The sequence below is a fragment of the Blastococcus sp. SYSU DS0510 genome (assembly GCF_054050835.1).
In genome coordinates this window covers 1-18,623 of record NZ_JBJHAC010000006.1, presented here as the reverse complement: position 1 = coordinate 18,623, position 18,623 = coordinate 1, and the positions used below count along the sequence as shown (strand labels likewise).

Annotated in this window: 17 protein-coding genes; 7 read left to right on the top strand and 10 right to left on the bottom strand. The window is 74.1% G+C overall.

Annotated elements, in window-relative coordinates; all coding sequences use genetic code 11:
* Window positions 1-8: 8 nt before the first annotated feature.
* The 6 genes from ACI79P_RS06650 to ACI79P_RS06625 all read right to left on the bottom strand — a co-directional run bounded on the left by ACI79P_RS06650 (window position 9) and on the right by ACI79P_RS06625 (window position 7,605).
* Window positions 9-1,793 (bottom strand): N-acetylglutaminylglutamine amidotransferase, encoded by a 1,785-nt coding sequence (locus ACI79P_RS06650; RefSeq protein ID WP_456580239.1) that lies wholly within the window; start codon window positions 1,791-1,793, stop codon window positions 9-11.
* A gap of 251 nt (window positions 1,794-2,044) precedes the next feature.
* On the bottom strand, window positions 2,045-3,520 hold the full coding sequence (locus ACI79P_RS06645; RefSeq protein ID WP_456580238.1) for a S8 family serine peptidase: 1,476 nt from the start codon (window positions 3,518-3,520) through the stop codon (window positions 2,045-2,047).
* A 196-nt stretch (window positions 3,521-3,716) separates the two neighbouring features.
* The gene (locus tag ACI79P_RS06640) at window positions 3,717-4,475 is read right to left on the bottom strand and encodes an iron ABC transporter ATP-binding protein (protein ID WP_456580237.1); all 759 of its coding nucleotides are present in this window, start codon (window positions 4,473-4,475) and stop codon (window positions 3,717-3,719) included.
* Window positions 4,472-5,548 carry an iron chelate uptake ABC transporter family permease subunit gene (locus ACI79P_RS06635; RefSeq protein ID WP_456580236.1) on the bottom strand — a complete coding sequence of 359 codons (1,077 nt, stop codon included), beginning with the start codon at window positions 5,546-5,548 and terminating at the stop codon, window positions 4,472-4,474. The genes ACI79P_RS06640 and ACI79P_RS06635 overlap by 4 nt, the downstream gene beginning before the upstream one ends.
* Window positions 5,538-6,560: an ABC transporter permease gene (locus ACI79P_RS06630; protein ID WP_456580235.1), complete on the bottom strand. Its 1,023-nt coding sequence runs from the start codon at window positions 6,558-6,560 to the stop codon at window positions 5,538-5,540. Before ACI79P_RS06630 ends, ACI79P_RS06635 begins: the two co-directional genes overlap by 11 nt.
* Window positions 6,561-6,597: 37 nt before the next feature.
* Window positions 6,598-7,605, bottom strand: coding sequence for a siderophore ABC transporter substrate-binding protein (locus ACI79P_RS06625; protein WP_456580234.1), 1,008 nt, complete (start codon window positions 7,603-7,605; stop codon window positions 6,598-6,600).
* A 184-nt stretch (window positions 7,606-7,789) separates the two neighbouring features.
* Between ACI79P_RS06625 and ACI79P_RS06620 the strand changes: the two genes are divergently transcribed.
* On the top strand, window positions 7,790-8,152 hold the full coding sequence (locus ACI79P_RS06620) for a hypothetical protein (RefSeq protein ID WP_456580233.1): 363 nt from the start codon (window positions 7,790-7,792) through the stop codon (window positions 8,150-8,152).
* Window positions 8,145-8,570, top strand: coding sequence for a hypothetical protein (locus ACI79P_RS06615; RefSeq protein ID WP_456580232.1), 426 nt, complete (start codon window positions 8,145-8,147; stop codon window positions 8,568-8,570). The genes ACI79P_RS06620 and ACI79P_RS06615 overlap by 8 nt, the downstream gene beginning before the upstream one ends.
* Here the strand turns inward: ACI79P_RS06615 and ACI79P_RS06610 are convergent.
* The 3 genes from ACI79P_RS06610 to ACI79P_RS06600 form a co-directional block, all read right to left on the bottom strand.
* Window positions 8,567-9,262 carry a hypothetical protein gene (locus ACI79P_RS06610; protein ID WP_456580231.1) on the bottom strand — a complete coding sequence of 232 codons (696 nt, stop codon included), beginning with the start codon at window positions 9,260-9,262 and terminating at the stop codon, window positions 8,567-8,569. The two genes, ACI79P_RS06615 and ACI79P_RS06610, sit on opposite strands and share 4 nt — an antisense overlap.
* 62 nt (window positions 9,263-9,324) lie before the next feature.
* Entirely contained in the window at window positions 9,325-9,840 is a 516-nt protein-coding gene (locus ACI79P_RS06605) for a flavin reductase family protein (protein WP_456580230.1), read from the bottom strand.
* Window positions 9,840-10,775 carry a hydroxymethylglutaryl-CoA lyase gene (locus ACI79P_RS06600; protein ID WP_456580229.1) on the bottom strand — a complete coding sequence of 312 codons (936 nt, stop codon included), beginning with the start codon at window positions 10,773-10,775 and terminating at the stop codon, window positions 9,840-9,842. The genes ACI79P_RS06605 and ACI79P_RS06600 overlap by 1 nt, the downstream gene beginning before the upstream one ends.
* A 156-nt stretch (window positions 10,776-10,931) precedes the next feature.
* Between ACI79P_RS06600 and ACI79P_RS06595 the strand changes: the two genes are divergently transcribed.
* A complete protein-coding gene (locus ACI79P_RS06595) occupies window positions 10,932-11,834 on the top strand; it encodes a GGDEF domain-containing protein (protein ID WP_456580228.1) in 903 nt (300 codons plus the stop codon).
* Window positions 11,835-11,876: 42 nt separating this feature from the next.
* Here ACI79P_RS06595 and ACI79P_RS06590 read toward each other — a convergent pair whose 3' ends face one another.
* Window positions 11,877-13,607: a glycerol-3-phosphate dehydrogenase/oxidase gene (locus tag ACI79P_RS06590; protein WP_456580227.1), complete on the bottom strand. Its 1,731-nt coding sequence runs from the start codon at window positions 13,605-13,607 to the stop codon at window positions 11,877-11,879.
* 229 nt (window positions 13,608-13,836) lie between these two features.
* Here ACI79P_RS06590 and ACI79P_RS06585 point away from each other — a divergent pair, with 229 nt between their 5' ends.
* The 4 genes from ACI79P_RS06585 to glpK (ACI79P_RS06570) all read left to right on the top strand — a co-directional run bounded on the left by ACI79P_RS06585 (window position 13,837) and on the right by glpK (ACI79P_RS06570) (window position 18,491).
* Entirely contained in the window at window positions 13,837-14,565 is a 729-nt protein-coding gene (locus ACI79P_RS06585) for an IclR family transcriptional regulator (RefSeq protein WP_456580226.1), read from the top strand.
* On the top strand, window positions 14,558-16,060 hold the full coding sequence (gene glpK / locus ACI79P_RS06580) for a glycerol kinase GlpK (RefSeq protein ID WP_456580225.1): 1,503 nt from the start codon (window positions 14,558-14,560) through the stop codon (window positions 16,058-16,060). The genes ACI79P_RS06585 and glpK (ACI79P_RS06580) overlap by 8 nt, the downstream gene beginning before the upstream one ends.
* 155 nt (window positions 16,061-16,215) lie before the next feature.
* Complete coding sequence (locus ACI79P_RS06575) at window positions 16,216-16,950, top strand: MIP/aquaporin family protein (protein WP_456580224.1); 735 nt, start codon at window positions 16,216-16,218, stop codon at window positions 16,948-16,950.
* 23 nt (window positions 16,951-16,973) lie between these two features.
* The gene (glpK, locus tag ACI79P_RS06570; RefSeq protein ID WP_456580223.1) at window positions 16,974-18,491 is read left to right on the top strand and encodes a glycerol kinase GlpK; all 1,518 of its coding nucleotides are present in this window, start codon (window positions 16,974-16,976) and stop codon (window positions 18,489-18,491) included.
* The last annotated feature ends 132 nt before the right edge of the window (window positions 18,492-18,623 follow it).

Here is an 18,623-nt window from a genome sequence, read left to right as displayed (position 1 = left end):
GCATCTCCTCAGACCGCGTTCGTCTGCAACCAGAGCTCCAGCAGGCCCAGTTGCCAGAGCTTGTTGCCCCGCAACGGGGTCAGCTCGCCGTTGGGGTCGGCGAGGAGCTCGCGGACGTACTCCGGGCGGTACAGGCCGCGGTCGGCGGCCGCCTCGCTGGAGAGGGCGTCCTTGACCAGGTCGAGCACCTTGCCCTGCAGGTGGGTGATCGCCGGCACCGGGAAGTAGCCCTTGGGGCGGTCGATGACCTCCGGCGGGATGATCCGCCGCCCGATCGCCTTGAGGACGCCCTTGCCGCCGTCGGCGAGCTTCAGCTCCGGCGGGCACATCGCCGCCAGCTCCACCAGGTCGTGGTCGAGGAAGGGCACCCGGGCCTCCAGGCCCCAGGCCATGGACATGTTGTCCACCCGCTTGACCGGGTCGTCGACGAGCATGACCTCGCTGTCCAGGCGCAGCGCGGCGTCGACGGCCGTCTCGGCACCGGGGGCGGACATGTGGGCGCGGACGAAGGCCAGGCTCGGGTCCTCGGCGAGCGCGTACCGATCGGAGACGACCGACCGCATCTGCTCGTGGTCGCGGTCGAAGAAGGCCCGCGCGTAGGTGCGCACCGCCTCCTCGCGGCCGACGCCCGCCAGCGGCGGGTACCAGTGGTAGCCGGCGAAGACCTCGTCGGCCCCCTGCCCGGACTGCACCACCTTGATGGACTGGCTCACCCGCTCGCTGAGGAGATCGAAGGCGACGACGTCGTGGCTCACCATCGGCTCGGCCATGGCGCCGATCGCGTGCCCGAGCGCGCCGGCGAGCTCGTCGGAGCCGACACGGATGCGGTGGTGGTCGGTGGCGAAGCGCTCGGCGATGACGTCGGAGTAGGCGAACTCGTCGCCCTCGCGGCCGCCGACGGACTCGAAGCCGATCGAGTAGGTGGCCAGGCCGGTCTGCCCCTCCTGCGCCAGCAGGCCGACGATGAGGCTGGAGTCGAGACCGCCGGAGAGGAGCACGCCGACCGGGGTGTCGGCGACCAGCCGGCGACGCACGGCGACGCGCAGGGCGTCCTCGATCGCGTCCTCCCAGTCGCGGGCCGACCAGCCCGCCTGCTCGGCCCGGCGCTCGTACCGCGCCTCCCAGTACCGGTGCTCGGTGCTCGCGCCGTCGGCCTCGATGACGCGGACGGTGGCCGGGGGGAGCTTGCGGACGCCGTTGAGGATGGTCCGCGGGGCCGGGACGACGGCGTGCCAGGTCAGGTAGTGGTGCAGCGCGACGGGGTCGATCGAGGTGTCGACGTCACCGGCGCGCAGCAGCGCCGGCAGCGTGGAGGCGAACCGCAGCCGCCGACCCGGGGTCTCGGAGAGGTAGAGCGGCTTGATGCCCAGCCGGTCGCGCGCCATGACGACGCGGCCGGTGTCCCGTTCGGCGATGACGAAGGCGAACATGCCGTGCAGGTGCGAGACGACGTCGGTGCCCCAGTGGTGGTAGCCCTTGAGGATCACCTCGGTGTCGCTGTGGGAGAAGAAGCGGTAGCCGTGGCCCTCGAGCTCGGCCCGCAGCTCCTGGTAGTCGTAGATGCAGCCGTTGAAGACCGCGGTCAGCCCCAGCTCGTTGTCGACCATGGGCTGGGACCCGCAGGTGGACAGGTCGATGACCGAGAGGCGGCGGTGCCCGAAGGCCACCCGCCCGTTGCTCCAGGATCCCTGCCCGTCCGGGCCGCGGGGGACCAGGGCCTCGACCATGCGGGCTACCGCGGTCGTGTCGGCCGTGGTCCCGTCGAACGTGATCTCGCCGCAGAGGCCGCACATGCACAACGATCTAACTCCTGACCCGGCCCGACCGCAGGCCGGGGTCACCCGTCGGAGCCCGAGCGTGGCGCACCTCACGCCTGTTCCACGTGGAACCGCGCACGGGCGCACCCCGAGGCCTTCCGCCACCCCGGATCGTCCTCCCGCGGCCGCGGGTCCTCCCTCACCGCGCGGTGTCCTCCCTCACCGCCGGCCGTGAGGGAGGACGCGGCACGATCACCTCACCTGATCGTCGCGGCGCCGCCCCGGGGTCAGCCCGCGGTGAGCGCCTCCGTGGCGGCGACGACGTCGACCAGGCCGGTGCCCTTGTCGAAGGACGTCTCGTAGCCGCCGACCGCCTCGTAGGCGGCGCCGTCGGCGAAGCGGTACGCGGTGCCCTTGAGCGCGGCCTCGATCTCCGCCGGGGTGGCCGACGGGTCGGCCTGGAAGAGCTGCGCGACGATGCCGGCGACGTGCGGCGCGGCCATCGACGTCCCGCTGATGGTGTTGAACGTGCCGACGTCGAGCAGGCCCGGGCCGTTGCGGAAGTCCAGGCCGGTCGCGCAGATCGGCAGGTACGGACGGCAGGCCGACGTGATGCCCTCGCCCGGGGCGGAGAGGTCCGGCCAGGTCGAGGGGTCGGCCGCCGCGCCGCGCGAGGAGTAGTCGCTGACCACGCCGTCCCGGGTGCCGGTGTCCTGGTCGGAGTACGAGGCGACCGACAGGATGCCGCCCGTCGGGTCCTGCCCGGGCGGGTTGGTGAGCGACGCCGAGCCGTCGCCGCCGTCGTTGCCGGCCGCCCACACCGTGACCACGCCCTCGGCGGCCAGCGCGCGCTGCAGCTTGACCGTGGCGGAGTTCGGGTCGAACTCCCCTCCGCCGGAGGGGCCGTAGCTGTTGTTCGTCACCTTGATCGGCGGGCAGACGTCGGCGGGGACGCCGTCACCGCACGGGGCCTCGTGGTTCTCCAGGACCCAGTTGAGCGCGGAGTCCGCGCCGACGATGAGCAGGACCGCACCGGTCGAGATGGAGACCAGGCTCGCCCCGGGCGCGGCGCCCTGGACCTGCCCGCCGTCCGCCAGCGTCGTGGGTCGGCCGGCGACGATGCCGCTCACGTGCGTGCCGTGGCCGCCGACGGAGAGGGTGTCGGTGTCCACCGCCGAGGGAACGCGGACGACGCAGTCGGGGCCCGCGGTGGTCTCGACGAGGCAGACGCTCTTGAGGTTGGCGACCACCGCGCTGCCGCCGTCGGGCCGGCGGAAGTAGGGGTGGTCCGGGTCGACGCCGGAGTCGATGACCGCGACCGATACTCCGCGGCCGTCGAGCGGCGAGCCGTCCGCGCCGGTGAGCGTGGCGGCGGCCTCGGCGCCGCGGGTGGCGAGGTTCGACGTCTCCTGGGCGAACTCGATGGGGGCGTTGCCCTCGAGGTAGGTGACGCCGGGCCGGCTGCGGGCGGCCTCGACCTGATCGGCGGTGCCCGAGGCGACGACCACGCCGATGCGCTCGTACTCCGTGACGGTGCGCATGCCGGTCGCGGCGACGGCGGCGCGTGCTGCGGCGACGTCGGTGCCGTGAACCATGACCGTCGTCGGGACGGCCGCGCCCAGGCCGGCGAGCTGGTCGGCCAGGAAGTCCTGGACCGGCGCGGGCGGGGGAGCGGGGTCCGCCTGCGCGGGGGCGGCGAGGAGGGCGCCGGCGACCACGGCGCCGGACACCACCCCGAGCAGACGACGGGACGACGGGTTCATGGCGCTCCTCGGGGATCCGGCGGACGTGACCGGACAACGAGGCGGCGCCGTAGGGGTTACTGGACAGTTACGGGCAACTCGCGGGGGCGGCGGTCCGGCGTCCCCCCGCTGCGTCCTCCCTCAGCGCGGCGCGTCCTCCCTCACCGCACACCGTGAGGGAGGACGCGCGACGATCAGGGCACCTGATCCCAGCGGGTCAGCCGTAGTAGAGGGCGACCGGGCGGCCGTCGATCTCGCGGACGTCCACGGTGGTGTCGTAGACCGCGGCCAGCACCTCGGGCCGCATGATCTCCCGCGCCGGCCCGTCGGCGACCACCACGCCGTCGCGCATCGCGACGATCCGGTCGGCGTAGGTCGCCGCGAAGTTGATGTCGTGCAGCACGGTGACCACCCGCTTGCCGAGCTCGTCGGCCAGCTGCCGCAGGAGCCGCATGATCTCGGTCATGTGCCGCAGGTCCAGGTTGTTCAGCGGCTCGTCGAGCAGCACGTACTTGGTGTCCTGCGCGAGCACCATCGCGATGAATGCCCGCTGGCGCTGCCCGCCGGAGAGCTCGTCGAGGAACCGGTGCCGGTAGCCCTCGAGGTCCAGGTAGCTGATCGCCCGCTCGATGTGCTCCCGGTCGTGCACCGTGAGCCGGCCCCGCGAGTGCGGGAAGCGGCCGAACTCCACGAGGTCGTGCACCGTCAGCCGCGCGGCGACGTGGTTGTCCTGCCGCAGCACCGCCAGCACCTTCGCCAGCTGGTGCGACGGCGTCGTCGCGACGTCCATGCCGTCCACCGCGATGCGCCCGGCGTCCGGCGCGAGGAGCCGGCCGACCAGCGCGAAGAGCGTGGACTTCCCCGCACCGTTCGGGCCGATGAGCGCCGTCACGCCGTCCCCGCCCAGCTCCAGGGAGACGTCGTCGACCACCGCCTGGCGGCCGTAGCGCTTGGTCGCGTTCTCGAGCGCGATCACCGCGCCCCCTTCCGCAGCACGAGGTACAGGAAGAACAGGCCGCCGGCGAACTCGATGATCGTGGAGAGCGTGCCGCCGAAGTCGAACACCCGGTCGAGCACCAGCTGGCCGCCGAGCAGGCAGACCATCCCGATCAGCACCGCGGTGGGCAGCGTCCACGCGTGCCGGAACGACCGCGCGTACGGGTAGGCCAGGTTCGCCACGATCAGGCCGAAGAACAGGATCGGCCCGACCAGCGCCGTCGAGGCGGCCACCATCACCGAGACGACGGTGAACAGGGCCATGACCACGCGCCGGTGGTCCACCCCCAGGCCGACCGCGGCCGGTGCACCCAGCGTCAGCACGTCCAGCGTCCGCATCAGCGGGACGACGGCGGCGCAGCCGAGGACGACGAGGGCCGCGGTGAGGACCAGCAGCAGCTCGTCGGGCCGGGTGAGCGAGGCGAACATCGCGTCGGAGAGCACCTGGAAGTCCAGCGGGTCGAGCATCCGCTGCATCCACTCGGTGACGGCGCGGAAGAAGGTGCCGAGCACGATGCCCACCAGCAGCATGAGGTGGATCGAGCGCCGCTTGCCGCCGAAGAGCCAGGTGAAGAGCGCGACGCTGAAGGCGACCATGACGGCGACCTGCACCAGCCACAGGGTGAGCCCGTCCGCGGCGAGGAAGGCCGCCGACCCCGCGACGAAGACGATCACGGTGGAGATCAGCAGGTAGAACGCGTCGAACCCCATGATCGCGGGGGTGAGGATGCGGTTCTGGGTGATCGTGTGGAAGACCACCGTCGAGACCCCGACCGACGCCGCGACGACGAGCATCGCGGCCAGCGCCAGGCTGCGGATCTCCACCGCGAAGGCGAGCGAGCCGGGGACGTCGGTGAACAGGTAGAGCGCCGTGAGCCCCAGCACGACGGCGCCGAGGACCGCCAGTCGCACGGGCGGCCGCTCCCAGGCCGCGGCCAGGCGCGCGCCGGTCCGGGTGCGCCGACCGTGGTCGGGCGGGGAGCCGGGCGCCGGAGCGGGGTCGGCGGTCGTCGCGGCGCCGCCGGAGGCCGCGGTGGCGGGGTCAGTGAGCACGGCTCCTCCTCCGCAGCAGCAGCCAGAGGAACAGCGCCGCGCCGATGATGCCGACGATGAGCGACAGCGGGATCTCGTACGGGAAGCGCAGGACCCGCGCGAGGATGTCGCAGGCCACGACGAAGACCGCCCCGAGCCCCGCCACCCAGGGGATCGCGCGGCGCACGTTGTCCCCGACCAGGAGGCTGACGACGTTCGGGACGACGAGCCCGAGGAAGGGGATCATCCCCGCCGTCACGAGCACCGCCGCGGTGATCACCGCGACGACCACCATGCCGATGGCGACCACCCGCCGGTAGGCGAGGCCGAGGTTGGTGGCGAACTCCTCGCCGAGGCCGATCACGCTGAAGCGGTCGGCGGCGATCCAGGCGACGACGACCATCAGGCCCGCGATCCAGACCAGCTCGTACCGGCCCTGCATGACGCTGGCGAAGCTGCCCTGCGACCACTGCTGGAGGGACTGCAGCAGGTCCAGGCGGTAGGCGAAGAAGACGGTCACCGAGGCGACGACGCCGCCGAGCATGAGGCCGACCAGCGGGACGAGCACCAGCTGGCGCACCGGCACGACGCGGACCACCCGGAGGAAGACCCAGGTGCCGAGGAGGCCGAACGCGGCGGCGACGCCCATCTTGCCCAGGACGGCCATGCCCGGGACGAAGACCATGGTGACCAGGGCGCCGAGGGTCGCGAACTCCGTGACCCCGGTCGTGCCGGGTTCCACGAACTTGTTGCGCACGAGCATCTGCAGGATGAGCCCGGCGATGCCCAGGGAGGCGCCGACCAGCACGACGGCGACCGTCCGCGGGATCCGGCTGGCCGCCAGCAGGAAGGCCGCGTCGCTCTCGGCGCCGCCGGCCAGCAGCGACGCCGGGGTGACGTCGGAGACCCCGACGAACAGGCTCGTGACGGCGAGGAGGACGAGCAGGACGCCGACGAGCACCCCCACCCACGTGCGGCGGCTGGGCCGCACCCGGGCGGGGGTGCTCGTCGGTGCCGGCGCGAGCGCTGTCACGGGCGGCAGGCGCGCTGCGCGGCGTCGGTCCGGTCGGTCACTCCGCGATCTGGAGGACGTCGTCGATCATGATCCGCGTGGTGTCCAGACCGCCGAACACGATGTACCAGGCCTGCGGGTCGAGGTAGACGATCCGGTCCTCCCGCGCGGCGGTCGTCTGCCGGACGATCTCGTTGTCGAGCACCGCCGCGGCCGGCTGCGCGCCCCCCTCACCCGTGGCGGCGTCCCGGTCGACGACCCAGAGCGTGTCGGGGTCGGTCTCGAGGAGGAACTCGAAGGAGACGGGCTCGCCGTGGGTGGCCGCCTCGACGTCCTCGACGGCGGGCTCCACGCCGAACACGTCGTAGATCAGGCCACCGCGGACGGCCGGGCCGACGGCGTCCTCCCCCGCGGGGGCCATCGCGCTGAGCTCGCCGCCCGCGACCATGAGCCCGAGGCCCGCACCGGCGTCGGCGGTGGCGGCCCGCGCCTCCTCGATGCCCGCGTCGATCTCCTCCAGCGCCGCGGCGGCCTCGTCCTCGGCGCCCAGCACCTCACCCAGGAACGTGGTGGTGCGCTCCAGGTTGTCGGTGTAGGAGCCGCGCAGGCTGAGGTCCACCGTGGGGGCGATCTCGCTCAGGTCCTCGTACAGCGCCGCCGACCGGTTGGCGACGACGATCAGATCGGGCTGCTGGGCCTCGATCTCGACGAGGTCGGCCTCGAAGAGGGTGCCGGCGTTGAACGCGTCGTCGGCCAGGTAGCCCTGGAGGTACTCCGGCACGGACTCCAGCGGTGCGCCGGCGACCTCGCCGCCCAGCGCACCGATGGTGTCGAGGCTGGCGATGTCGAAGGTGACGATCTTCTCGGGGTTCCTGGGGACCTCGACCGTGGTCTCCTCGTAGCGCGGGTCCTCGTCCTCGCCGGCGACGTTGCGGTCCCAGGTGAACGAGACCGTCTCGGCCCCGGTGGTGGCGGCGGTCTCGGCGTCGGCGTCCCCGCCGCACGCGGAGAGCGCGAGGACGACGGGGAGGGCGAGGGCCGCGAGCGGCCGGGCGGCGGTGCGCATCGTGCTCCTGTCGGACTGAGGGTAGGTATGCCTTAGTAAGGCGTCCCTAAGCTGCCATACCGGTCCTGGCGCGTCTCTACCGGGTCCGGCGGACGCCGCTCCGGGCTCGACCCCCCGGCCGCCCGCGCCCCCGGGGGCGGGATCATGGCGGCGTGCTCGTCCCCGTCCCGTCCGCGCGGCGCCCGTGACGCTCCCCCTCGTCGTCGCGATCACCGCGGTCGCGGCCCTCGTCGTCCTCGCGGGCCTGGCCTCCACGGTCGCGCGCCGCCGGATCGGCCTGGTGCACCTGGCCGCCGCCGCGGTGCTGGAGGCCCTCCTGCTGGTGCAGGCGGTCCTCGCCGTCGCGCGGATGGGCGGGGGCACCCCGGCCGACACCCCCACGTTCCTGGGCTACCTCGTCGGCGTCGTGCTGATCCCGCTCGCCGGGGTGCTGTGGGCACGGGGCGAGCGCACCCGCTGGGCGGGGACCGTGCTGGCGGTGGCGGGCGCCGCCGTCGGCGTCATGGTGTGGCGGCTGCTGCAGCTCTGGGAGGCCACCGGTGCGTGAGCGCGGGCTGGGCGGCCCCGCCGAGGCGGCGCCCGCGGGCGGGACGACGGGGCCGGCCCGGGTGCTGGTGCTCGTCTACGGGATCTTCGCGCTCGCGGCGGGGTCGCGGGCCGGGGTGCAACTGGCCACCCGCTTCGACGAGGCGCCGCTGGCCTACCTGCTCTCGGCGTTCGCGGCGGCGGTGTACGTCGTGGCGACCGTGGGCCTGGCCCGCGGCGGCCGCGGGGGGCGGCGGACCGCCCTGGTCGCGATCCTCGTCGAGCTGGTGGGCGTGCTCGTCGTCGGCACCCTGTCGCTCGCGGACCCGGCGGCGTTCCCGGACGAGACGGTCTGGTCCGCGTTCGGCCGGGGGTACGGCTACGTACCGCTGGTGCTGCCGGTGCTCGGCCTGCTGCTGCTCCGCCGCCGCCGGGTCTAGAAGTCCCCGCCGCCGAAGTCGCCCCCGCCGAAGTCCCCGCCCCCGAAGTCGCCGCCGCCGTAGTCGCCCCCGTAGCCGGCCCCGGGGTCCTCGTACCCGCCGCCGGCGCCGTCCTCGTAGCCGGCCGCGTAGGCCTCCTCGTCGCCGCCGCCGAAGAGCCCGCCGTCGCCGAGCCCGGTGTCGAACAGCGCGTCGGCGACCGCCGTGCCGATGACCAGCCCCCCGATGGTGCCGAGCATGCTGCCGCCGATCATGCTGCCCATCCCGGGACCGCCGTAGCCGCGCCCCGGGCCGTACCCCGGGCCGTGCGCCGGGCCGCTGAAGGTGCGCTCCATGAAGCCCGGCTGCCGCAGCTCGGCGCGGGTGGCGGCGCGGGCGAGCGTCCGCGGGTCGTCGCCGGCCGGCCGCTCGCCGGTGGATACCGCCTCGCTGAGCCGGGCCAGCACCTGGGCGCGCTGCTCGGGGGTGAGCTGGGCGAACGCCTCGGCGTGCGCCTGCTCGATCTGGTCCGGCGGGGCGGTGCGCAGCAGGTAGCGGTAGCGCTCGATCGCCTGCTCGTCGGCCGAGCCGGGTGCGCGCGGAGACCGGTCGTCGGCGTACCAGCCACCGTCCCCCGGGCCCTGCGCCGGGCCGTAGCCGTATCCGTGGTCGTCGCGCCGCCTGCGGCCGAAGAGCCGGTCCAGCAGTCCCATCGGTGCCTCCTCGCGTCCGCGGTGTCGCGTCCGTGCACGGCTGTGCCCCCCGAACCGGGCGGCTAGTCCTCGCCGTCGCGCAGCAGGCCGTAGGCCCCCCGGTGGAAGAGCAGGGGCCGGCGGTCGGGGACCGCACCGAGGTCGAGGACCCGGGCGACGACGATCGTGTGGTCCCCGCCGTCGTACTCGGCCCACAGCTCGCCGTCGATCCAGGCCACGACGTCGTCGAGCACGGGGGAGCCGTGCGCGCTCGGCGTCCACGGCACCCCCGCGAACTTGTCCGTGCCGGAGCGGGCGAAGTTCTGCGAGACGGCGTCCTGGCCCTCGGCGAGCACGTTGACGCAGAACCGGCCGATCTCGCGCAGCCGGGCCCAGGTGCGGGAGGTCCGCGCGGGGGCCAGCGCGACCAGCGGCGGGTCGAGGGAGAGCGAGCTGAAGGACTGGCAGGTGAAGCCGATCGGCCCGTCGGGGGTGTCGGCGGTGACCACGGTGACCCCGGAGGCGAAGTGCCCGAGGACCTCGCGCATCACCCGGGGGTCGACCACCCGGGGCGGCTCGGAGACGGCGTCGGCGCCCATCACCGCCCGCCCGCGGAGCGCGGCACCGACCGGCCACCGGCGCGGTAGAGCGAGCTCGGCAGCTCGTGGCCGACGGCCTGCTCCGTCACCCGCGCCGCCACCAGCAGCGCGTCGAGGTCCAGCCCGGTCCGCACGCCGGACTCCTCCAGCATGTAGACCAGCTCCTCGGTGGCGATGTTGCCGCTGGCCCCGGGCGCGAAGGGGCAGCCGCCGAGGCCGCCGATGGAGGAGTCGAGCTGGGTGACCCCGGCCTGCACCGCGGCGAGCGCGTTGGCCTGCCCGGTGCCCCGGGTGTCGTGGAAGTGCACGCCGACGGCGATGCCCGGGCACGCGCGGCGGACCGCGTCCACCAGCGTGACCACGCGCAGCGGCGTCGTCGTGCCGATCGTGTCGCCGAGGCAGAGCTGGTCGGCGCCGGCGGTGACCGCCGCCCGCGCCACGTCGACGGTGCGGGCCACCGGCGTACGACCGTCGAAGGGGCAGTCCCAGGCGGTGGCGATGATGACCTCCAGGGAGCCACCCGCGCCGTGGGCCAGCGCGGCGATCTCCCCGACGGCGCCGACGGCCTCGGCGGTGCTCCGGTCCGCGTTGGCGCGGCTGTGCCCGTCGGAGGCCGAGACGACGTACTCGAGGTCGGCGACGCCCGCGTCCACGGCGCGGACGGCACCGCGCGGGTTGGCGACCAGCGCCGACCAGTGGACCTCCGGCCACCGCTGCAGCTCCGCGGCCACCTGGTCGGCGTCGGCGAGCGCGGGGACCGCCTTCGGCGAGACGAACGACGTCGCCTCGATCCGGCGGACGCCGGTGGCGACCAGCGCCTCCAGCATCGCGAGCTTTGCCTCCAGCGGCACCGCGGCCTCCAGCTGCAGGCCGTCGCGCATGCCCACCTCGCGCACGTCGACGGAGCTGGGCAGCACCAGGTCGAACTCGTTCATCTGCGTCTCCTCGGCGCCGGCGTGGTCGTCCCCCGCATCCTCCCCCGCCCGCGGCGGGTTCCCCCGATCAGGCGTCCGGGAACCCCGGCAGGCGGCCCAGCCAGCGGATCGTCGTCCGCGTCCAGCAAGATGGACGCCAGCACGGGGAGGTGTGAGGTGATCGAGGTGGCGGATGCGCTGCCCCCGGCGGATCGGCGGAGCGCCTTCGCCAACGCGCCGATGGGGATCGCCCTGACGACCCCTGCGGGCCTGCTCGTCGACGTCAACCCGGCGCTCTCGACCATGCTGGGCCGCCCCGCCGACGAGATGTACGGCCGGTCGGTGCTGGACTTCGTCCACCCGGAGGCGGTTCCTGTCGCCCGGGAGGCGCACGCCTCGCTCATCGCCCGGCCGGAGCGCCCGATGCGCCTGGAGACGCGCCTGCGACGGGCGGACGGCGGCGACCTCCCGGTGCAGATCACCGCCTCGTGGGTGCCCGAGAGCGACGAGGGCCAGGCCGCGCACCTGGTCCTCATCATCGAGGACATCACCGAGCGCAAGGCGCTCGAGGCGCAGCTGGTGCACCGCTCGCTGCACGACCCGCTCACCGGGCTGCCCAACCGGCTGCTCTTCCACGACCGGCTGCGGCACGCGCTCGACCGGGGCCGCCGCGAGAACACCCCTACCTGCGTGCTGATCATCGACCTGGACGGCTTCAAGGCGATCAACGACGAGCTGGGCCACCCGATGGGCGACCTGGTGCTGGTCTCGTTCGCCGAGCGGCTGCGGTCGGTGCTGCGCGCGAGCGACACCGCGGCCCGCCTGGGCGGGGACGAGTTCAGCATCGTCTGCGAGAACACCGAGCGGGCCGACGCCCAGGCGCTCGCCGACCGGCTGCGCACGACGGTCACCGAACCGCTGGAGCTCGGCGGGACGCGGGTGCCGGTCGGGATCAGCATCGGCATCGGCACCGCCCCGGGCGGCGAGCGGCCCGAGGAGGTCTACGAGCGGGTGGTGCGGGTCGCCGACGACGACATGTACGCCGACAAGGCGCGGCGCCGGACGGCACCGCGCCGCTGAGTCGGCGCCGGACGGCAGCCGCGCCGCTGAGGCGGACGGCGGCTACCCGAGCGCGCGGCCGACCGCGACGGCCCGCGTGTCCGGGGCCGCCACCCGCGCGGCGTCGGCCTCCTGATCGCCCGGCTCGGTCTGCGAGCGGCGCTCGGCCTCCACCCGCGCGCTGTAGCTGGCCACCTCGTTGGCGATCCGCTGCTCGTCCCAGCCCAGCACGTCGGCGACCACGCGGGCGACCGGCTCGGCGCACTCCACGCCGCGGTGCGGGGTCTCGATGGAGATGCGGGTGCGGCGGGCCAGCAGGTCGTCCAGGTGCAGCGCCGCCTCGTGCCCGGCGGCCCACACCATCTCGGCCATGAGGTACTCCTCGGCCCCGGGCACCGGCTCCAGCAGCTCCGGCCGGTCCTCGGCCAGCGCGAGGACGTCCGGTGTCAGCGATCCGAACCGGTTGAGCAGGTGCTCGGCGCGGAAGCGCGGGATGTCCCAGCGCCGGGAGAGGCCGTCGAGGCTGTTCAGCATCGCCGCGTAGCCCTCGGCGCCCACCAGCGGGATGTTCTCCGTGACGCTCGGGGGCACGGTCCGGCTGACGTCCTGCGCCACGGCGTCGACCGCGTCCGCCGCCATGGGGCGGTAGGTCGTGTACTTGCCGCCCGCCACGGCGATCACGCCCGGCATCGGCCGGGCGACGGCGTGCTCCCGGGAGAGCTGGCTGGTCGACTCGCTCTCCCCGGACAGCAGCGGGCGCAGGCCGGCGTAGACCCCGGTGATGTCGTCGTGGGTCAGCGGGACCGACAGCACCCGGTTGACGTGGTCGAGGATGTAGTCGATGTCGGCCTTGCTGGCCGCCGGGTGCGCCTTGTCCAGCTCCCAGTCGGTGTCCGTCGTCCCGACGATCCAGTGGCTGCCCCAGGGGATGACGAACAGCACCGACTTTTCGGTGCGCAGGATCAGCCCGGCCTCGCCGTTGATCCGGTCGCGGGGGACGACGATGTGCACGCCCTTGCTGGCGCGCACGTGGAACCTGCCGCGCCCGCCGACCAGCGTCTGGACGTCGTCGGTCCACACCCCGGTGGCGTTGACGACGACCTCGCTGCTGACGTCGACCTCCTCGCCGGTCTCCACGTCCCGGACGCGCGCGCCGACCACCCGGCCGCCGGCGTGCTCGAAGCCGACGACCTCGGCGGAGTTGAGCACGGTCGCCCCGTAGGTGGCCGCGGTGCGGGCCACGGTCAGGGTGTGCCGCGCGTCGTCGGCCTGGGCGTCGTAGTACCGGACGGCGCCGACGAGCGCGTCGGGCCGGAGCGCGGGGAACATCCGGCGGGCACCGGTGCGGGTCAGGTGCTTCTGCGCGGGCATCGGCTCGGACAGCGCCCCGAGCCGGGCCAGCCCGTCGTAGAGCGCGAGCCCGGCGGTCACGTAGGGCCGCTCCCAGCCGCGGTGGGTGAGCGGGTAGAGGAACGGCACCGGCTTGACCAGGTGCGGGGCCAGCCGGTTCACCGACAGGTCGCGCTCGTGCAGCGCCTCCCGGACCAGGCCGAAGTCGAGCTGCTCCAGGTAGCGCAGCCCCCCGTGGAAGAGCTTGGAGGAGCGGGACGAGGTGCCGCTCGCGAAGTCACGGGCCTCGACCAGCGCGGTACGCAGGCCCCGGGTCGCGGCGTCCAGCGCCACCCCGGCCCCGGTCACCCCGCCGCCGACGACGAGGACCTCGAAGCCCCCCTCCGCGAGCTCGGCCCAGGCCTGCGCTCGCTGCTGGGGTCCGAGTGGGCGTACTGCCGTCATCTGCACTCCCCGGGGGATGCCCGCCCACCGGGCGGGACGCACTGGTGAGGTGCCCGGGTGCCCGTGCACCTCCGTGTCACTGCCGTCGGCCGCAGGGGCAGGCGTGCTCCTCCGGCCCCCGGCTACGGCCACGGTAGGTCGGTCCCGGGCACGCCGTCGAACGCCTCGGTCCGACATCGTCGTACCGCGAAATCGACGACGGAGGCCGCCGATGCCCTAGCGTCGCGCCATGCCGGGCACCGTGCAGTCCATCGAACGGGCGGCGGCGATCCTCCAGGTGGTCGCGGGCGCGCGCGCGGCGCTCGGCGTCACGGACATCGCCGAGGCCGTCGGTCTGGCCAAGACCACCACCCACGGCCTGCTCCGCACGCTGCTGCACGTGGGGTTCGTGGCGCAGGACCGGGAGACCGGCCGGTACAGCGTCGGCCCCGGGCTGCTCAACCTGGGCAGCAGGCTGGACGTCAACGAACTGCGGTCACGGGCCTCGAACTGGGCCGACGCCCTGGCCGCCCGCAGCGGCCACACGGTGCGGCTGGCCACCCTCGCCGGCGAGGACGAGGTGGTCGTCGTCCACCACATCTTCCGGCCGGACGACTCGGCGCAGGTGCTCGAGGTGGGGGTCGCGCTGCCGGCCCGGACGACCGGCCTGGGCAAGGTGCTCCTGGCGCACGCGCCGGGGAACCGGGCGGCGCGCACCGCGACCGACGGCCGGGCCACCGAGCTGGCGGAGGTGCGCGCGCGGGGGTGGGCCGCCGAGCGGGGGGAGCACGAGGCCGGCCGCGGGTGCATCGCCGCCCCCGTCCGCGGGCCCGGCGGCCCCGTCGTGGCCGCCCTCGGTGTCAGCGGCCCGGTGACCTCGCTGTTCGACGGCCGTGGCGCACCGCGCGGCCTGCTGCTGACCATGGTGACCGACGCGGCCGCCGCCGTCTCCCGCGAGCTGGGGTACGGCGGTGCCTGACCGCTACGTGCTCGCCGTCGACCAGGGGACGACGTCGACCCGTTCCCTGGTCTTCGACCGCGGCGGCCGCATGGTCGCCGTCCGGCAGCGCGAGCACCGGCAGTACTTCCCCCGGCCCGGCTGGGTGGAGCACGACCCGATGGAGATCTGGGCGAACACCCGGGGGACGGCCGACCAGGTGCTGGCCGACGTCGGCTCCGCGGGCACCGTCGTCGCGCTCGGCATCGCCAACCAGCGCGAGACCACCGTCGTCTGGGACCGCGCGACGGGCCGGCCCGTGCTGCGCGCCCTCGTCTGGCAGGACACCCGCACCGCCGACCTGGTCACCGAGCTCTGCGCCCGCCCGGACGCCGAGCTCGTCCGCGAGCGCAGCGGCATGGCGATCGCCGGCTACTTCTCCGGGCCGCGGCTGCGCTGGATCCTCGAGAACGTCCCCCGCGCCCGGGAGCGGGCCGAACGCGGCGAGCTGCTGTTCGGGACGATGGAGACCTGGCTGATCTGGAACCTCACGGGCGGTCCGGACGGCGGCCGGCACGTCACCGACGTCACCAACGCCAGCCGCACCCTGCTGATGGACGTGCGCAGCTGCACGTGGGACCCCGACCTGCTGGACTTCTTCGGCATCCCCGCGGCGATGCTGCCCGAGATCCGGCCCTCCGTCGGCCTGCTGGGGCCGGCCACCGCGCTCGCCCAGCCGCTGCCCATCGCCGGGGCGCTCGGGGACCAGCAGGCGGCGCTGTTCGGGCAGGCCTGCTTCGCGCCCGGTGAGGCCAAGTGCACCTACGGCACCGGGAGCTTCCTGCTCCAGAACACCGGCACCGAGCTGGTGCAGACGCGCTCGGGTTCGATCAGCACCGTCGCCTACCAGCTGGCGGGCGAGCCGGTGCGGTACGCCCTGGAGGGCTCGGTGGCGGTCGCCGGCGCCCTGGTGCAGTGGCTCCGCGACGGGCTCGGGCTCATCGGCACCGCGCCCGAGGTGGAGACGCTGGCCCGCACCGTCGAGGACAACGGCGGCTGCTACGTCGTCCCCGCGTTCTCCGGCCTGCTCGCCCCGCACTGGCGGGGCGAGGCACGGGGGCTGGTGGCCGGGCTGACCTCCTACGTCACCAAGGGGCACCTGGCGCGGGCCGTCCTGGAGGCGACCGGCTGGCAGACCCGGGACGTGGTGCGCGCGATGGCGGCCGACTCCGGCCTGTCGCTGCCGGCGCTGCGGGTGGACGGCGGGATGACCACCAACAACCTGCTGATGCAGTTCATCGCCGACGTGCTGGACACGCCGGTGGTCCGCCCGATGGTGGGGGAGACCGTCTCGCTGGGGGCCGCGTACGCCGCCGGGCTCGCGGTCGGCGTCTGGTCCGACATCGCGGCGCTGCGCCGCAACTGGCACCGCGCGGCGCAGTGGTCGCCCTCGCCCGGGCGGGCCCAGGCGCTGGACGCCGAGTACCCGCGGTGGGAGCGGGCGGTGCAGCTGAGCATCGGCTGGGGGGCGCCGTGACCACCGCTGTCCGATCATGTCGAACCGCAACTGTTGTCCCCGTCACAGTCGCGCTCCTACGGTCCGCGGGACGGATCCGGCGGTGGTGATCACCCGGGGTCCGACGACATCCACGGTCCGCAGTGCTGCGGACCCCCTGGGAGGAGCCCCTACACGTGGACACGAGCCTCTGGACCGTCTTCTTCAGTGAAGTGCTCGGCACCGGCATCCTGCTCCTGCTCGGTGTCGGCGTGGTCGCCAACGTCGTGCTGCCGAAGACCTTGGGCAACGGCAGCGGCTGGATCGTCATCATCTTCGGCTGGGGGCTCGCGGTCTTCGCCGGCGTCTTCGCGGGTGCGGCCTCCGGGGCGCACATCAACCCGGCCGTCACCGTCGGCCTGTGGGTCAGCGGGACCGAGGAGTACGGCCCCGGCATCCCCGTCACCGTCGCCACCACCTTCACCTACTTCGCCGGCCAGCTGGTCGGCGCCTTCCTCGGCGCGGTGCTGGCCTACCTGGCCTACTACGGGCACTACAACGACCCCGAGGCCGCCGGGACCCAGCTGGGCACCTTCGCCACCGGGCCGGCCATGGGCACGGTCAAGGACAACGTGGTCAGCGAGGTCATCGGCACGTTCGTGCTCGTCTACATCATCCTGCGGTTCGGGGACACGCCCACCCAGCTCGGCCCGCTGGCCGTCGCCCTGCTGGTCGTCGGCATCGGCGCCTCCCTCGGCGGGCCCACCGGCTACGCCATCAACCCCGCCCGCGACCTCGGCCCGCGCCTCGCCCACGCCGTCCTGCCCATCCGCGGCAAGGGCGACAGCAACTGGGGCTACGCCTGGGTGCCGATCGTGGGCCCGATCATCGGTGCCGTCCTCGCGGGCGGCCTGTCGCACGTCTCCTTCTGACCGCCCAACCGAGAGGAACTCCCATGCCGCAGTACGTCGCAGCCATCGACCAGGGCACCACGAGCACCCGCTGCATGATCTTCGATCACGACGGCGCGGTGGTCTCGGTCGGGCAGAAGGAGCACGAGCAGATCTTCCCGAGGGCCGGGTGGGTCGAGCACGACGCGATGGAGATCTGGCGCAACACCCGGGAGGTGGTCGGCCAGGCCCTCGCCCGCAGCGACGCCGGCCCCTCGGACATCGTCGCCATCGGGATCACCAACCAGCGGGAGACCGCCGTCGTCTGGGACCGGGCGACCGGCGAGCCGGTCTACAACGCCATCGTCTGGCAGGACACCCGCACCACGAAGATCATCGAGGACCTCGGGGCGCTGGGGGGCGGCGCCGACCGGTACAAGGACCGGGTCGGGCTGCCGCTGGCCACCTACTTCGCCGGGCCGAAGGTCCGCTGGATCCTCGACAACGTCGAGGGCGCCCGCGAGCGGGCCGAGCGCGGCGAGCTGCTCATGGGGACCATCGACTCCTGGCTGATGTGGAACATGACCGGCGGCGCGGACGGCGGCCAGCACCTCACCGACGTCTCCAACGCCTCCCGCACGATGCTCATGGACTACCGGACGCTCGCCTGGGACGAGTCCATCGCGGAGGAGATGGGCATCCCGATGTCGATGCTGCCGGAGATCCGGTCCAACTCCGAGGAGTACGGCCGGGGGCGCAAGGCCGGGTTCCTGGCCGGCGTGCCGATCGCCGGGTCGCTGGGCGACCAGCAGGCGGCGACGTTCGGGCAGGTGTGCTTCGAGCGGGGGATGGCCAAGAACACCTACGGCACCGGCAACTTCATGCTGCTGAACACCGGCGAGGAGGCCGTGCCGTCGCAGAACGGCCTGCTGACCACGCTCTGCTACCAGCTCGGTGACGGCAAGCCGGTCTACGCCCTGGAGGGCTCGATCGCCGTCACCGGCTCGCTGGTGCAGTGGGTGCGCGACAACCTCGGGATGATCAAGAGCGCTCCCGAGATCGAGGACCTGGCCCGCACCGTCGACGACAACGGCGGCTCGTACTTCGTCCCGGCGTTCTCCGGGCTGTTCGCCCCGCACTGGCGGTCCGACGCCCGCGGCGCCGTCGTCGGGCTGACCCGGTACGTCAACAAGGGCCACCTCGCCCGGGCGGTGCTCGAGGCGACCGCCTACCAGACCCGCGAGGTGCTCGACGCCATGGACGCCGACTCCGGCGTCGACCTGACCGAGCTGCGGGTGGACGGCGGGATGGTCGGCAACGAGCTGCTCATGCAGTTCCAGGCCGACCTCCTCGACGTCCCGGTCATCCGCCCGAAGATCGCCGAGACGACGGCGCTGGGTGCCGCGTACGCGGCCGGGCTGGCGGTGGGCTTCTGGTCCGACCTGGACGAGCTGACCGCCAAGTGGGCCGAGGACAAGCGCTGGGAGCCGCAGATGGCGGCCGAGGAGCGGGAGCGGAACTACCGCAACTGGCAGAAGGCGGTCACCAAGTCCCTGGACTGGGTGGACGAGGACGTCAGCTGAAGGAGCACCCGCGGGGGGGGGGGGGGGGGGGGGGGGGGGGGGGGGGGGGGGGGGGGGGGGGGGGGGGGGGGGGGGGGGGGGGGGGGGGGGCGGGGCGGAGGGCGGCGGGGGGGGCCGGGCCGGGCGGGCGGG

Coding starts and splice junctions, on each gene's coding strand:
- ACI79P_RS06600 (WP_456580229.1), bottom strand. CDS start 10,775: ATGAACGAGTTCGACCTGGTGCTGCCCAGCTCCGTCGACGTGCGCGAG.
- ACI79P_RS06605 (WP_456580230.1), bottom strand. CDS start 9,840: ATGGGCGCCGACGCCGTCTCCGAGCCGCCCCGGGTGGTCGACCCCCGG.
- ACI79P_RS06645 (WP_456580238.1), bottom strand. CDS start 3,520: ATGAACCCGTCGTCCCGTCGTCTGCTCGGGGTGGTGTCCGGCGCCGTG.
- ACI79P_RS06625 (WP_456580234.1), bottom strand. CDS start 7,605: ATGCGCACCGCCGCCCGGCCGCTCGCGGCCCTCGCCCTCCCCGTCGTC.
- ACI79P_RS06650 (WP_456580239.1), bottom strand. CDS start 1,793: ATGTGCGGCCTCTGCGGCGAGATCACGTTCGACGGGACCACGGCCGAC.
- ACI79P_RS06585 (WP_456580226.1), top strand. CDS start 13,837: ATGCCGGGCACCGTGCAGTCCATCGAACGGGCGGCGGCGATCCTCCAG.
- ACI79P_RS06610 (WP_456580231.1), bottom strand. CDS start 9,262: ATGGGACTGCTGGACCGGCTCTTCGGCCGCAGGCGGCGCGACGACCAC.
- glpK (WP_456580223.1), top strand. CDS start 16,974: ATGCCGCAGTACGTCGCAGCCATCGACCAGGGCACCACGAGCACCCGC.
- ACI79P_RS06590 (WP_456580227.1), bottom strand. CDS start 13,607: ATGACGGCAGTACGCCCACTCGGACCCCAGCAGCGAGCGCAGGCCTGG.